Below are 13,160 nucleotides of genomic sequence, written 5' to 3' on the forward strand. Positions count from 1 at the left end.
TGACATCTATTGGTTAAACGTCGAGTGATGCTTTCCCAATAAAACCGAACTCAATCGGTGTTTTGACATAGAACAAAGCGACGTGTTTATCATTGAGATAATTTAATAATTTTGTCGCCTGTTCAGCAGTCACTGCAAGTTGTATCTGTACAGGCTGATCCGCTAGCTCAAAGAACCCAGCAGAATGAAATTGACCGCGATGGTCTAAACCTTGACTAGCATTGATCACCGTTGCGCCACGCAAATCCATTTGTTTTGCGATGGCCAACAGCCATTCAACAATCGGTTGACCTTGATAGCTACGACTCTGCGCTGTATAAAAGGTAATTAGAAATCCATTCATTTCCTCACTCCCAAACTAAGCCGCACTTAGCCATTGATGTAAACTCATGCCCAAAATCGTAAACAACAATGATCCCAAAACATGGATTAAAATAGTGAGTGCCGCATATTCCAATTTACCACTTTGCAATAAAGCAATGATCTCAGCTGAAAATGTCGAGAAGGTGGTAAGTGCGCCGCAGAATCCTGTAATCACAAACAGTTTATAGTTGGGACTCAAAGAACTTTGTGAAAAATATGAAATCGCAAAGCCAATAATAAAGCCACCAACAAAATTCACGGTGACCGTACCTAAAGGAATATTGGGAAAGATGGGATTGAGTTTTAAACCAATAAACCAACGCAACCATGCACCGAGCACAGAACCCATTGCAATTGAAATTAAGGAATAATACATCATGACTCCAAAATTAAACTTGGAGAAGAAAAAGTATTCTGCATGGATTGATCAATATTCTTCTGGAAGCTTTTCATCGGCGAACTCTTAAATTAAACAGAGCACGCACACAGCTACGCTCCTTGTTTAGGGTCACGTAGGCATCATTAGCCACAACGGCAGTTCGTAATAGGAGGAATACCATCTCCTTTATTTTTCTAAAATAACATAATTTTTAGACAACTCAACCGATCTTTTTGAGTTGCAATGAAACTGTGCATAAGCATTCAGTTATCCACAGTTTCCTCATGTTATGATGCTCGCATTCATTTTATACACATGGAATTTTAAAATGGCTCAAACATTATTAGCGCAATTAAAAGCAGGTTCTGCCAAGTTTACAGATGTGTTGGCATTTATTGAAGCACGTTATCAGCATAACCCAACCGCTTTTCAAAATGGTGCACAATTCAATGCTGCAACAGAAAACCAAGGCAGTGCCAAAGTATTTTCTTTTGCCAAAATCGAAGGCTTAAATGCTGAAGAAACCTTAAGTTTATTTGCTGAGCATTACGCTTCTGTGCTTGCAACACCAGAAGGAACAGATCACCAAAATATTCGTCAATTTATGCAAAATGGTTGGGATGGTGTGAAGTTTGAGGCTGAGGCGCTAACTGCCCGTTGATATTGAAAAGACAGGAAGGTTTCCCTTCCTGCTTGCTATCCTATACCGATCATGCATTTGCCATTAAAGCGGTCAAAAGCCCCATTGCTAGCACATAAAACGTGATCGGAAATGCCAGAAACCAAAACTTCGCCCATCCGTTGGTATTAAACACTGAGGTTGCAGCTCGATAGCTCACCCAACATGACCAAAATATAAAAGGAATTACCACCAAGTTCAAAATTGATGAGTTTTGATACGCATCAAGATAACTGCTATACATCAATGTCTGTAATATTGTGACTATCATAACAGGCAAAGCTGTGACCAAAGATTGTAAAGCCCAAATATGTCGGGCCAGTTGTGGGTCTGCGTCTTTGGCACCTGAAAACTGTAAACGTTTTTTATACCACCAACCGTGTATCAACCAAACAATTACAGCAGAGATCGTCCCCAACCCTAAAACGAGTAACCAATAACTCCACCAAGCATCTGTAATATCAAGCATTAACGAGGTGCGATTTCCAAATTCTGCTTGAAGCAACTTTTGATCGACTCGATCCATGACAGAAAATACACCTATTAAATAGGCAGCTATCATAATACTGCGATGATGATAGATTGCTGGCAAAGAAAAAAATGTCTTCGGTTGGAAGAACAGCATCCATAAGTTTTTGGGCGAAAATGGTAAAATTTCTTTTTGCTCTTGTTTCTCTAAAGATAATTCAGTATTCATAAATACTCTTAATAATTTGATTTAAAATATTTTATGTTCTAATAATAGCCAATGCCGCGTAGAAAAAGAAGTTTCATTTTATCAGTTGATAAAATAATGCACGCCTTTACCAACCGCACATCTCGTCGTGAAATACTTTTTTAGTTTCGCTTGAATGATTTTTGAAGGTGTGAAATTTAGAAATGTAATATTCAGCGAAATAATAAATGTTTGAATAAAAAATACCTGAGGGAAATTATGACGATTAACCAAGCTGATCTATTAAAAAAACTACGACAAATTACATTAGAAGCGCAAGGACTGAATCAAAAAAAACCTTTTGGCTCAGGAAAAGCGGCTGTTCTTGCGGCCATACAACAGCTTGGCTATGTACAAATTGATACTTTATCGGTGGTTTCTCGGGCACATCATCATACTTTTTGGACACGAATCCCAGATTATCAGCCCAAACTTCTTGATCAATTAGTCGCAGAACGTCAGATATTTGAATATTGGTTTCATGCTGCGTCGTATTTGCCCATGCAAGATTTTCATTATGCTTTACCGCAAATGCTGAGCATTAAAAATGGTGAATCTCGTTATTTTAAAGCGGATGCTCAAGTCATGCACAATGTGTACGACAAAATCCGTATTGAGGGACCGCAAAAAGCCAGAGATTTTGAAAGCTTAAGTAAAAGTAATAGCAGTTGGTGGAATTGGAAACCAACGAAAATCGCGCTTGAGCAGCTTTTTATGCAAGGGGATCTCATGATTTGTGCCAGAAATGGCATAGAAAAAGTTTATGATCTTAGTGAAAGGGTGCTGCCCAGTACGATCAATACCACGCCACCAACCGCATTTGAATACGCTGAATATCTCGTCAAGACTTATCTTAGAGCGTATGGCTTTACCACCATCAAGCAAATAACACATTTAAAAAAGGGACAAATATTACGTCAAAATGTTGAAAAAATTCTAAGTCAAATGCTTGAGGATAAAATCATCCAAAAGTTCGAAGGAAATGAAATACAAACGATCTATGTGCGCACTGATTTACTTGAAAAAACCTATAACACGGATCATAGCAACCTTTGCTTACTCTCACCTTTTGACAACTCAATCATTCATCGTGAACGAGTAAAAACCTGCTTTGACTTTGATTTTCGTCTTGAATGTTACACGCCGCAAGCAAAAAGAAAATATGGATATTTTTGTTTGCCTATTTTATTTGGTGATGTTTTTATTGGTCGGGTGGATTGTAAAGCTCACCGTAAAAGCGCTCAGTTTGAGTTAATTCATCTGCATATTGAAAATACAGAAATTGATATCGCATTGTGGTTAACACCATTTCTAAAAACACTACATCGTTTTGTACTTTTTAATCACTGCCAATCAATTTATATATCACGTATTAGCCCAATTGAATTATCAAGTACGATTCATGAGTTTATTAAAAATGGTTGGGATAACATTCAGTTCGAAAATGAAATTTAAACAACAAAATAAGAAATAGGAGGCGTCTTAGCTCCTATCCTATCCACTCTGTTATGGTCGTTTGAGTTCTCGCAATACAGTGCTCAAACTATAAAAATCACCACCCATTTTCCCAACACTGTCGAGTTGCTGTTGATCAATCATTTTGCCATCCCATAAGCGATCATCCACATATATGGATTTCACATCAAGCAAGGCGACTGTTCCACCCGATGGCAACGTACTCAGTTCAATCACTTCTCTTAGATGACACTCGTATCGAATCATAGAATCTTTTACCGACAAAGGCTGCACTTGATGGCTTGGACAGGATTTAATCTCAGCAAAATCAAATTCACTTTGTTCCGGTGGAAGTGAAGCACAGGTCAAATTCATCTTTTCAAGTAACTGAGCATTGACGATATGTACCACACACGCTTTGGTGTCGATTAAATTTCTCAAGGTATCTTTATCATTGCCAGTTCTTGGATTTACTTGCGAATACCAAAGAATAGGAGGATTACAACTGGCTACATTAAAGAAAGAATAGGGTGCGATATTGGCAACCCCATCAGCAGATACGGTGCTTATCCACGCAATCGGTCGAGGGGTAATTCCGCCCACCAATAGGCGATAGATTTCATTTGCCTCTAATTTCGATGTCTCAAAAATCATAATCAGATACTTCTTTAAGGACGTTCAGCATATTGTGGTAAATCATCGGCTATGCAGTCCCACTCGGCTTTGGATGCAGTGAAGATGTGCATACTTGGTTTTTGCTGTAAAGGCGTATCTAAGGTCCCGATTCTTAGGCGGTAAAGCTCTGGCTGTGCATCGCGCGAACTAATCAATGGCGAACCACATTCTCCACAAAACCAACGGTAAACACCTGCTGTTGCAAACTTTTTAATTAAATTTTCACCTTGTATAATTTTAAAATCTGCACTGTTAATAGGTGCATTGGTCGCAAAAGCGGTTCCATTGGCTTTACGGCAGCGTTGACAATGACATTGGACGATCTCGCCAATTTCACCGTGAATCTCATAATGAATCCCATCACATAAACAACGACCATGATATACAGGTGTAGTCTGAGACATTTCTTATTCCTTAAATGAATTTTCACGTAAAAATATAGGCGAGATCAGCACACCATGCAAATCGTGAATAGCATTTAGATGAGACTTTTCAATTTACTCAAACTATTCCTCTTAAAATAAAGCGCCAGCTAAACCTTTTGATCCAATACTGCCCTTGCGCGTTGATGATCAATATCTTTTTCCCAATGTGCGATTGCGACTGTTGCCACACAGTTCCCGATCAGATTGGTACAAGCACGTACAATCCCGATGAACCAATCCACGGATAATAGCAACACTAAACCTATGGTTGGAAGACTCGGAATGACCGACAAAGTCGCTGCCAAAATAACCAATGCAGAGCCAGGAATACCATGTGCACCTTTTGAGGTCACCAATGACACCAGTAAAATAGCCAGAAGATCGTGCATGGATAGATCAATATTGCAGGCCTGAGCAATGAAAATCACACCCAGTGTTAAATAAATAGAAAATCCGTCTAAATTAAACGAGTAACCTGTTGGAATGACCAAGCCAACTGTGGAATCCTTGATTCCTAGATTTCTCAGTTTTTTCATGATCTGTGGCAGAACAGAATCAGAAGATGCAGTACCCAATACGATGGACAACTCTTCTTTAAAATAATTCAGGAATTTAAAAATATTTAACCCTGCCAATTTAAGAATCCCACCTAAGATAATCAGCACAAACAAAATACAAGTCACATAAAATAACAACACCAGATAACCGAGTTGAAGCAGTGAATCGACACCAAACTTTGCGGTGGTATACGCCACTGAACCCAACACCCCAATTGGTGCTAGCCGTATGATCAAGCCCATCATTTTAAAGAATACTTCAGAAAATGCTTCAAGTGCCTGACAGACCAAATCACCCAAATGTTTTGGGATCAACAAGAGTGCTATACCAAACAAAATCGCAATCAGTAAAACTTGTAAAATGTCACCACTGGCAAATGCATCGACAAAGGTTTTTGGAATAATGTGTAGAAGAAAATCGGATCCCGTACCCATCGTATGTGCTCGTTCGGTATAAACACTGAGATCCTTTCCGTCGAGTTTACTGATATCGATATTCATCCCGACACCAGGTTTAAATACATAAGCAATGACGATGCCCAACACCAGCGCAATACTGGTCACAATCTCAAAATATAAAATCGTTTTTGCACCAACCTTTCCCATTTTTTTGATGTCATTGGCACCATACAGACCGAGCACCACCACACAAAAAACAATCGGTGCAATCAACATCTTGATCAGAGAAATAAAGCCATCGCCTAAAGGCTTCAATGCTAAAGAGAAATCGTGAAAGCTGATACCCACAATAATGCCCAGAATTAATGCAAGAACCACCTGAAGGAATAGACTAGATTTAAGCTTTTGCCACATCGTAAATTCATCAACCAAAATGATAAATCTCAACAGTGCAAAAAACCCGCCAACACCCGAAAATAAAGAATATTTAGAACATGAAAAATACACAAAATTTAAGCAATGCTTTGCAAAACATCATCTTAAATGGGTTTGCTCACAAGATGATGCACACCTTCCCCTGCTGCACGCCCTGTTGCAAAACAAGCTGTCAGTAAATAGCCACCTGTTGGTGCATCCCAATCCAGCATTTCACCACAGCAGAACACATGAGGATTTGATTGCAATTGTAGTTGTGACGAGAGTACCGCTTGCTTCACTCCACCTGCACAGCTAATCGCCTCCTCTATTGGACGGAATCCATCAAGAGTAATGCTGAGATGTTTAATCTGCTGTGCCATCTGTTTTGCATCTGACCATAGGCTTTTTTCAACCACTTCACGAAGGAGATTGATTTTGACTTGATCCAAACCTGCTTTACGCCAAATATTGGTGAGTGACTGTTTTTTATTTGCTTGTAGTTTCTTTTCTAATTGTTCAAGACTTACATCGGGCAGCAAATCTAAATAAAGTGCTAATTCTTTATTCTGAGAAATTTTTCTTCTTAAATCACGTCCCAATTTATAAATCACACCACTTTCAAAACCATAGTGCGTAATTACGATATCACCGTGTGTCTTCTGCGCTGACTCTACCCACGCATCAACGCGTTTGAGTGGCTGCCCAAAACAATCCTGCATAAATGGCGACCATGCTTTCAATACACCAGCATTGCTGGCTTGGAAAGGCTCTATCTCATCATTCGACAACCATTGCTGCCATAGACCATCGCTACCCAGTTGCGACCATGACACCGCTCCACAGGCCAATACAATCGCATCATAAGCTGCTGTAAAACGTTGACTTTGATTTTCGATGGTCAATTGATTATTGGATAAACCAACACAACGATGTCGATAGTGAAATTTGACGCCATCCACCATCAATCGTTTTAACCAAGCCCGAAGCAAAGGAGCTGCTTTCATTTCTACAGGAAACACCCGACCTGAACTACCGATATAGGATTCAATACCCAAACCTTGCATCCAGTCTTGAATCCACTTTGCATCCCATTGTTTGACCCAAGGCGCTAACCATTCGGCATGATCATAACGCTGTAAAAAGTGCGTCATCGGCTCTGCATGCGAGATGTTCAAGCCTGTTTTGCCAGCCATGAGAAACTTTCGCGCAGCCGAAGGTTTTTGTTCAAATACTTCGATTTCATAACCATATTGACTGAGAACTTCAGCCGCCATTAAGCCTGCTGGTCCTGCGCCAATAATTGCAACCCGCTTAGGCATCGCGTTTCTCTTGCACGTTTTGTCCTTGTAAAGGTGCAAAATCATCAAAGCGAGTTGTATAAGCTTCAGGTTTAGTGATAATCAATTGCTGGCAAAGCTCGCCACGTTCTAAATATTTGATTTCAAAATGCGTTCGCGCAGAATCCGCTGCAATTTTTTGTTTCTGATATGGTAGCTTCCACACGTCAATTAACTGCTGCTCTGCTTCAGCAATATATTCAGGAATATTACTCGCCAAAGTAATCGTGCCGTTTGGCTGAAGACGTGACAGTAAAAACTCAAAGAACGGCATATTCAACCAACGCTGTGCTGGATTATGCGGTTCTGGATTTGGATAAAGAATGAAAAATTGTTCCACCTGAGCTGGAAACAAAGCATGCACCACCCATGGCAGCGCATCAGCATGAATGGGATGTAAATGTTCACGCGTATCAAGTTGATGTTGCTTTTGCATAGCCACAAATTTTTCTTTGGTACGTTCAATCGCATACAAGGCCGTTTGTGGATTTTGGCCAGTAAATAACAGCGCATGTTTGCCTTTTCCCGCACCAATTTCGACACAAATCGGGGTGTTTTGAATTGCGATAAAATCACGAGGTGCTTGCATGCGTTGTGCTTGAAATTGACGAATCGACATAATCCCATCAAACTATCTATAATTCGGCATAAGTCTATCAACTGACTTTACTTTTGCCTAATCTATTTAGGGTTTGTTAACATTTCACAGATGCTTGCGACAGAGGGCATTTTTTAGCTGATGCAAGGCATGACTTACGAAATTTAGCTATTCTAAATGAATAAGGCATAACGCAGTAGCAGCAAAAAATACCCCTGTCCCATAGGGTTATGGCTAAAACTTCCCTAAACTTCGTTATGAAACTTGACAAGGGAGTCGCCATTGCCTACGTTTCATGTCTTGTTTATGTCGTTTTAGCCAATAACGCAATGCATGGTTGAAATGTCAACAAACCCTCTTGTTTTTTAGGAATTTTCTATGTCTACACCTCGTACCTTTCCCTGCCCGCGTTGTGGAGAAGCCAGCACTTGGGAAGGCAATGCATTCCGTCCTTTCTGCTCTGAACGCTGTAAAATGATTGATTTAGGTGCATGGGCAAGCGATGCATATAAAATCCCAACCCAAGAGTCTCCACAAGCTGATGTAAAACGTGGTGAAGATGAGTATGAAGATTAATCTTCGCCTCGCTCGCTAAAGCCAAATTCGATTCAGCGCATCAAGCCAGTTACGCTGGCAAATTTTTTCAATCAGTTTAAGTGAATAATCCCGCTGCTGCATACGTTCAATGAGCTTATGCAGACCTGTGACATCTTCAAGTTCTGTACTGATCAATGCGCCATCGAAGTCTGAACCAAAACCAATATACTCTTCACCAAGCCGATCCATCATATAGTCCAGATGATCTAAAATCACATCAATCGGTGTATCGGCGTTACGCTGCCCATCTGCACGTAAAAATGCCACGTCAAAATTGATGCCCACCATTCCTTTACTGTCACGGATGGCTTTCAATTGTGCATCCGTCAGATTCCGTGCCTGCGGACATAAGGCATGGGCATTGGAGTGCGTTGCCACAATTGGCTGCTGTAAAATATCGATGCTATCCCAAAAAGCACGTTCATTCATATGTGACACATCAACCACGATTTTTTTATTGGCACAACGCTTTAGAAAAGCTTTGCCCTCTACCGTAAGTCCTGCGCCAGTATCAGGTGAATGTGGAAACTTTGCATTCAAGCCATGACCAAACCGACTCGGTCTATTCCACAGTGGCCCGATACTACGTAGCCCTGCCTGATAAAATACTTCAAGTAAATCTGGGTTGTGCTGCAAAGCTTCCGCACCTTCCATGTGCAATACTATCGCTAATTTTTGCTGCACATGACAACGCTGAATATCTTCAACCGAAGTACAGATTTTAATGTTTTCAGAGCGTTGTACTAATGTCTGTGCTAAATCGAGCTGTTCTAAACAAATTTTCTCAATCTGTTGCTGGGTAAAATCAGTCTCATTCTGGTCGAACAGCTTATTCGGGTGATGCTGTTTTACATAGCTAAATGGCGGTAGAAAAATCGCAAACATACCGCCGACAAAGCCCGCTTTTTGGCAGCGTTTTAAATCAAGATGTCCTGCGAGCCGCTGATGAATAAAAGCATGTACGGGATCAGCATCCTCACTGAGCCATAGCCGTGTTAGCGCATCATTGTGGCCATCGAAAATAGGGATTAGCTCATGATTCATGCTGATCTTTTCCATCACAATCATTCATCTGTAATATTTTGAACAGGAATGTTTTGTTGAACCGTAAATTGTTTTGAATTTCGGCTATTACGGAACACCAGTTTTTCTAGAGTTGAATCAAGTTCACTCTCGGCACGTGCTTGTTCAATCAACGGATGATAGGCAGATTTACCACAGACTGGATCTGCATTGGCGGCATCTCCCGTCAACATATAAGCCTGACAGCGACAGCCGCCAAAATCACGATCTTTATCTGGGCAATTACGACAACCTTCTGGCATCCATGCATCGCCCCGAAAATGATTAAAGCCAGTCGATTCATACCAAATTTTTGACAGGCTGTGCTCACGAACATTTGGGAAAGCAATCGGCAGTTGTCGAGCCGCATGACAAGGCAGTGCAACGCCATCAGGTGCAACGGTAAAGAAGATTTTGCCCCAGCCATTCATACAGGCTTTTGGTCTTTCTTCGTAATAGTCAGGCACCACAAAAATAAGTTTGCAAGGATGATTTTGCGCTTTTAACTTTTTCCGATATTCATTAGTAATACGTTCAGCACGAATAAGCTGTTCTTGTGTCGGCAATAAACCTTGTCGATTCAAGAATGCCCAACCATAAAACTGACAAATCGCCAACTCCACGGTATCGGCATTGAGCTCAAGACAGAGTTCGATAATCTGTTCGATTTGATCAATATTATGTCGATGGATCACAAAATTCAGAACCATCGGATAATCATATTGCTTGATCAGTCGGCACATCTGATACTTCTGTTCAAAGGCATGCTTTGAACCGGCCAAGGCATCATTGATCACCGCATCACTGGCTTGAAAGCTGACTTGAATATGATCAAGACCTGCCTGTTTCAGACCCGCAATTCGTTGTTCAGTCAATCCCATACCAGAAGTAATCAGGTTAGTATAAAAGCCCTGTTGATGTGCATGTGCAACCAATTGTTCCAAATCCTGACGCACCAACGGCTCACCACCAGAAAAGCCCAGTTGTACCGCCCCCATCTGACGTGCTTGATCAAACACGTCGAACCACTCTTGTGTGGTCAATTCATGCTTATGCTGTGCATAATCCAAAGGGTTTGAACAATATGGGCATTGCAGCGGACAACGATAGGTCAGCTCCGCTAATAACCATAAAGGCAAACCAACACCTTCGGTCATCGTAAATCAATCCAATGTTGCTGCTGAGCAACTAACATATAATCAACCACATCTTGCTCAATATCAGCTACATCACCAAACTGTTGTTTTAATTCGGCAATAATCGCAGAGACATTGTTCTGCCCATCAATATACTGACCAATTGCACCTGCACTTTCATTCAATTTGATCATGCCTTCTGGATACAAAATCACAAAACCATTTTGAGCAGGTTCAAACTGAAAACGATAACCTTGTCGCCAAGTAGGGATCAGGTTTAAATCCAATGCTGCTTTATTCACGAAATAACCCCTTATGCCATACGCGTTCTGTCGTCACAGGATGATACGGTGCTTGATGGTGAACATGAGCCAGTGTCAACGCATCTAAAATGCTCCATAAAATATCCAGTTTAAACTGTAATATTTCTAACATGCGTTGTTGTTGTTCATATGTGGTAAATGAATCCAGCGTAATACTCATCCCATGCTCAACATCTCGACGCGCCTGACTTAAACGAGAACGAAAGTATTCATAACCTTGATCATCAATCCACGGGTAATGCTGTGGCCACGAATCAAGACGAGACTGATGAATTTGTGGTGCAAACAATTCGGTTAGAGAACTACTGGCAGCTTCACGCCATGTGGCACGCCGCGCGAAATTGACATAAGCATCAACGGCAAAACGCACACCCGGCAAAACCAATTCTTCTGAAATTACTTGCTCACGACTCAGACCAACGGCTTCCGCCAAACGTAACCATGCTTCACGACCGCCACCATCAGGATATTCGCCATCCTGATCAAGCATGCGTTGAATCCACTCCTGACGAACACGCTGATCAGGGCAATTTGCCATAATGGCTGCATCTTTGAGTGGAATATTGATTTGATAATAATAACGGTTTGCCACCCATGCCTGAATTTGCTGCTGGGTTGCTTTGCCCTCATACATCATCACATGAAAAGGATGATAAATATGGTAATACCGCCCCTTATCCAGAATGGCTTGTTCAAATTGTGCCGTAGTGAATGCTTCAGGTGTTTGCGTCATATATTTAACCTTAAAGTTCAATCTGCATGCCGTCATAGGCAACGTCTACGCCACGTGCTTTCAGTTCTGCACATTGAGCCGAGTTTTCATTCAGGATTGGGTTGGTATTGTTAATATGAATCAGCACTTTTTTAGGTCGCTCAAGCTGATTCAAATAAGACAACGAACCACCTTCACCACTGATATAGAGATGTCCCATTTCACGACCCGTTTTAACACCTACACCCGTTTGCTGCATTTCATCATCCGTCCAGAGTGTGCCATCAATCATGACACAGTCTGAATCGCGCATAATCTGCATAATCGACTCATCAATTTTTCCGAGCCCTGGTGCATAGAACAATTGTTTTTGCGTTTTATGGTCTTTAATGATCAAGGCAATATTATCGCCTTCATGCGGATCATGGCGATGAGGTGAATATGGCGGTGCGGCACTTTGAATAACGAAAGGCAAAAACTCGAGCTGCTCAAAACCATCAATTTTAAAAGCCTGTTTCGGATCAATCTGGTGATATTGCAGTCCACCATTCCAGTGTTTCAGCATATTAAAAACAGGAAATCCACTGCTCAAATCTTGATAGACCATTTCGGTACACCAAACATCTATAGGGCAACCTTCTCGCAAGGTGAGTAAGCCTGTGGTGTGATCAAGTTGGCTATCCATTAAGATGACACTGCGAATTCCAGTATCACGTAACTGACGAGCAGGCTGTGCGGCTTTGAAATCAAACAATTGCTGGCGAATATCAGGCGATGCATTCAGCAAAATCCAATCTGTGCCATTTTCAGAAATCGCAATCGAAGACTGAGTACGCGCTTTGGCGGAAATCGTACCTGTACGAACGCCATGACAGTTGGGACAATTACAATTCCACTGAGGGAAGCCGCCTCCAGCCGCCGAACCTAAAACATAAATATGCATAAAATTAATATCTTATTAGAAAAAGATAAGCCCTAGAACATGACTAGGGCTTATGAAATATTCGAATGAGGGCGATTAACGCGCTTCGAAATACATGGTCACTTCGAAACCGATACGTAAATCAGTAAAAGCTGGTTTAGTCCATTGCATGAAATTGTCTCCAATGAGATTCATCTTGTGAGATTAAACACTTGATTCAATTTAAATGAAGTATTCAAAAAATCATTCTAAATAAAAACAACGTCTTTGTAGACAAGCTTGTACGAAGATATTGTTCGATAATTGTGATTTTTGTTCAAATTTTAGTTTTCATCGCTGCCTAAGCTGTAACTCATCTAACCTATATAGACGAATAATAATAAAAATCAGTTAGATGTTCGAACCCCAA

At 40.9% G+C, this 13,160-nt stretch carries 17 protein-coding genes and 1 riboswitch; of the genes, 3 read left to right on the top strand and 14 right to left on the bottom strand.

Features of this window, described 5'->3' with window-relative positions; all coding sequences use genetic code 11:
* Window positions 1-13: 13 nt before the first annotated feature.
* Together EAH57_RS09015 and crcB are read right to left on the bottom strand one after the other, a co-directional pair.
* Complete coding sequence (locus EAH57_RS09015; protein ID WP_121929764.1) at window positions 14-343, bottom strand: DUF190 domain-containing protein; 330 nt, start codon at window positions 341-343, stop codon at window positions 14-16.
* A gap of 15 nt (window positions 344-358) precedes the next feature.
* On the bottom strand, window positions 359-739 hold the full coding sequence (gene crcB / locus EAH57_RS09020; RefSeq protein ID WP_121929765.1) for a fluoride efflux transporter CrcB: 381 nt from the start codon (window positions 737-739) through the stop codon (window positions 359-361).
* A gap of 130 nt (window positions 740-869) precedes the next feature.
* A riboswitch (Fluoride riboswitch) is annotated at window positions 870-936 on the bottom strand.
* A 134-nt stretch (window positions 937-1,070) separates the two neighbouring features.
* Here crcB and EAH57_RS09025 point away from each other — a divergent pair.
* Complete coding sequence (locus tag EAH57_RS09025; RefSeq protein ID WP_121929766.1) at window positions 1,071-1,403, top strand: HopJ type III effector protein; 333 nt, start codon at window positions 1,071-1,073, stop codon at window positions 1,401-1,403.
* Window positions 1,404-1,452: 49 nt separating this feature from the next.
* Here the strand turns inward: EAH57_RS09025 and EAH57_RS09030 are convergent, their stop codons facing one another.
* Window positions 1,453-2,118 carry a hypothetical protein gene (locus EAH57_RS09030; protein ID WP_121929767.1) on the bottom strand — a complete coding sequence of 222 codons (666 nt, stop codon included), beginning with the start codon at window positions 2,116-2,118 and terminating at the stop codon, window positions 1,453-1,455.
* Window positions 2,119-2,355: 237 nt separating this feature from the next.
* On the opposite strand from EAH57_RS09030, the gene EAH57_RS09035 reads away from it, so the two are divergent.
* Complete coding sequence (locus EAH57_RS09035; protein ID WP_121929768.1) at window positions 2,356-3,591, top strand: winged helix-turn-helix domain-containing protein; 1,236 nt, start codon at window positions 2,356-2,358, stop codon at window positions 3,589-3,591.
* Between the two features lie 51 nt (window positions 3,592-3,642).
* On the opposite strand, the gene EAH57_RS09040 is transcribed toward EAH57_RS09035, so the two are convergent.
* The 5 genes from EAH57_RS09040 to EAH57_RS09060 form a co-directional block, all read right to left on the bottom strand.
* Window positions 3,643-4,245 (bottom strand): flavin reductase family protein, encoded by a 603-nt coding sequence (locus EAH57_RS09040; RefSeq protein WP_121929769.1) that lies wholly within the window; start codon window positions 4,243-4,245, stop codon window positions 3,643-3,645.
* A gap of 14 nt (window positions 4,246-4,259) precedes the next feature.
* Window positions 4,260-4,670 carry a GFA family protein gene (locus EAH57_RS09045; RefSeq protein ID WP_121929770.1) on the bottom strand — a complete coding sequence of 137 codons (411 nt, stop codon included), beginning with the start codon at window positions 4,668-4,670 and terminating at the stop codon, window positions 4,260-4,262.
* Window positions 4,671-4,798: 128 nt separating this feature from the next.
* A complete protein-coding gene (gene dctA, locus EAH57_RS09050) occupies window positions 4,799-6,061 on the bottom strand; it encodes a C4-dicarboxylate transporter DctA (RefSeq protein ID WP_121929771.1) in 1,263 nt (420 codons plus the stop codon).
* A gap of 125 nt (window positions 6,062-6,186) precedes the next feature.
* Window positions 6,187-7,383, bottom strand: a complete 1,197-nt coding sequence (locus EAH57_RS09055) for a TIGR03862 family flavoprotein (protein WP_121929772.1) — start codon at window positions 7,381-7,383, stop codon at window positions 6,187-6,189.
* On the bottom strand, window positions 7,376-8,020 hold the full coding sequence (locus EAH57_RS09060; protein WP_121929773.1) for an SAM-dependent methyltransferase: 645 nt from the start codon (window positions 8,018-8,020) through the stop codon (window positions 7,376-7,378). The genes EAH57_RS09055 and EAH57_RS09060 overlap by 8 nt, the downstream gene beginning before the upstream one ends.
* Before the next feature lie 357 nt (window positions 8,021-8,377).
* Between EAH57_RS09060 and EAH57_RS09065 the strand changes: the two genes are divergently transcribed.
* Window positions 8,378-8,575, top strand: a complete 198-nt coding sequence (locus EAH57_RS09065; protein WP_121929774.1) for a DNA gyrase inhibitor YacG — start codon at window positions 8,378-8,380, stop codon at window positions 8,573-8,575.
* 15 nt (window positions 8,576-8,590) lie between these two features.
* Here EAH57_RS09065 and EAH57_RS09070 read toward each other — a convergent pair whose 3' ends face one another.
* The 6 genes from EAH57_RS09070 to pqqA form a co-directional block, all read right to left on the bottom strand.
* Window positions 8,591-9,640 carry a dipeptidase gene (locus EAH57_RS09070; protein ID WP_121929775.1) on the bottom strand — a complete coding sequence of 350 codons (1,050 nt, stop codon included), beginning with the start codon at window positions 9,638-9,640 and terminating at the stop codon, window positions 8,591-8,593.
* Window positions 9,641-9,660: 20 nt separating this feature from the next.
* Window positions 9,661-10,815 carry a pyrroloquinoline quinone biosynthesis protein PqqE gene (gene pqqE, locus EAH57_RS09075; RefSeq protein WP_121929776.1) on the bottom strand — a complete coding sequence of 385 codons (1,155 nt, stop codon included), beginning with the start codon at window positions 10,813-10,815 and terminating at the stop codon, window positions 9,661-9,663.
* Window positions 10,812-11,096, bottom strand: coding sequence for a pyrroloquinoline quinone biosynthesis peptide chaperone PqqD (gene pqqD, locus EAH57_RS09080; protein WP_121929777.1), 285 nt, complete (start codon window positions 11,094-11,096; stop codon window positions 10,812-10,814). The genes pqqE and pqqD overlap by 4 nt, the downstream gene beginning before the upstream one ends.
* Window positions 11,089-11,850: a pyrroloquinoline-quinone synthase PqqC gene (gene pqqC, locus EAH57_RS09085; protein ID WP_121929778.1), complete on the bottom strand. Its 762-nt coding sequence runs from the start codon at window positions 11,848-11,850 to the stop codon at window positions 11,089-11,091. The genes pqqD and pqqC overlap by 8 nt, the downstream gene beginning before the upstream one ends.
* Window positions 11,851-11,860: 10 nt before the next feature.
* Window positions 11,861-12,772: a pyrroloquinoline quinone biosynthesis protein PqqB gene (gene pqqB / locus EAH57_RS09090; protein ID WP_121929779.1), complete on the bottom strand. Its 912-nt coding sequence runs from the start codon at window positions 12,770-12,772 to the stop codon at window positions 11,861-11,863.
* A gap of 75 nt (window positions 12,773-12,847) precedes the next feature.
* Window positions 12,848-12,922 (bottom strand): pyrroloquinoline quinone precursor peptide PqqA, encoded by a 75-nt coding sequence (gene pqqA / locus EAH57_RS09095; protein ID WP_001982218.1) that lies wholly within the window; start codon window positions 12,920-12,922, stop codon window positions 12,848-12,850.
* Window positions 12,923-13,160: the final 238 nt, after the last annotated feature.

It is taken from the genome of Acinetobacter sp. 2JN-4 (assembly GCF_003687745.1).
Classification (GTDB): domain Bacteria; phylum Pseudomonadota; class Gammaproteobacteria; order Pseudomonadales; family Moraxellaceae; genus Acinetobacter; species Acinetobacter halotolerans.

Bases quoted from the DNA above. Each gene is read 5' to 3' on its own strand.
- pqqE (WP_121929776.1), bottom strand. From the start codon at position 10,815: ATGACCGAAGGTGTTGGTTTGCCTTTATGGTTATTAGCGGAGCTGACC.
- EAH57_RS09025 (WP_121929766.1), top strand. From the start codon at position 1,071: ATGGCTCAAACATTATTAGCGCAATTAAAAGCAGGTTCTGCCAAGTTT.
- pqqB (WP_121929779.1), bottom strand. From the start codon at position 12,772: ATGCATATTTATGTTTTAGGTTCGGCGGCTGGAGGCGGCTTCCCTCAG.
- crcB (WP_121929765.1), bottom strand. From the start codon at position 739: ATGTATTATTCCTTAATTTCAATTGCAATGGGTTCTGTGCTCGGTGCA.
- EAH57_RS09035 (WP_121929768.1), top strand. From the start codon at position 2,356: ATGACGATTAACCAAGCTGATCTATTAAAAAAACTACGACAAATTACA.
- EAH57_RS09040 (WP_121929769.1), bottom strand. From the start codon at position 4,245: ATGATTTTTGAGACATCGAAATTAGAGGCAAATGAAATCTATCGCCTA.
- EAH57_RS09065 (WP_121929774.1), top strand. From the start codon at position 8,378: ATGTCTACACCTCGTACCTTTCCCTGCCCGCGTTGTGGAGAAGCCAGC.
- EAH57_RS09015 (WP_121929764.1), bottom strand. From the start codon at position 343: ATGAATGGATTTCTAATTACCTTTTATACAGCGCAGAGTCGTAGCTAT.
- EAH57_RS09060 (WP_121929773.1), bottom strand. From the start codon at position 8,020: ATGTCGATTCGTCAATTTCAAGCACAACGCATGCAAGCACCTCGTGAT.
- EAH57_RS09070 (WP_121929775.1), bottom strand. From the start codon at position 9,640: ATGAATCATGAGCTAATCCCTATTTTCGATGGCCACAATGATGCGCTA.
- dctA (WP_121929771.1), bottom strand. From the start codon at position 6,061: ATGTGGCAAAAGCTTAAATCTAGTCTATTCCTTCAGGTGGTTCTTGCA.
- pqqC (WP_121929778.1), bottom strand. From the start codon at position 11,850: ATGACGCAAACACCTGAAGCATTCACTACGGCACAATTTGAACAAGCC.
- EAH57_RS09045 (WP_121929770.1), bottom strand. From the start codon at position 4,670: ATGTCTCAGACTACACCTGTATATCATGGTCGTTGTTTATGTGATGGG.
- EAH57_RS09055 (WP_121929772.1), bottom strand. From the start codon at position 7,383: ATGCCTAAGCGGGTTGCAATTATTGGCGCAGGACCAGCAGGCTTAATG.
- EAH57_RS09030 (WP_121929767.1), bottom strand. From the start codon at position 2,118: ATGAATACTGAATTATCTTTAGAGAAACAAGAGCAAAAAGAAATTTTA.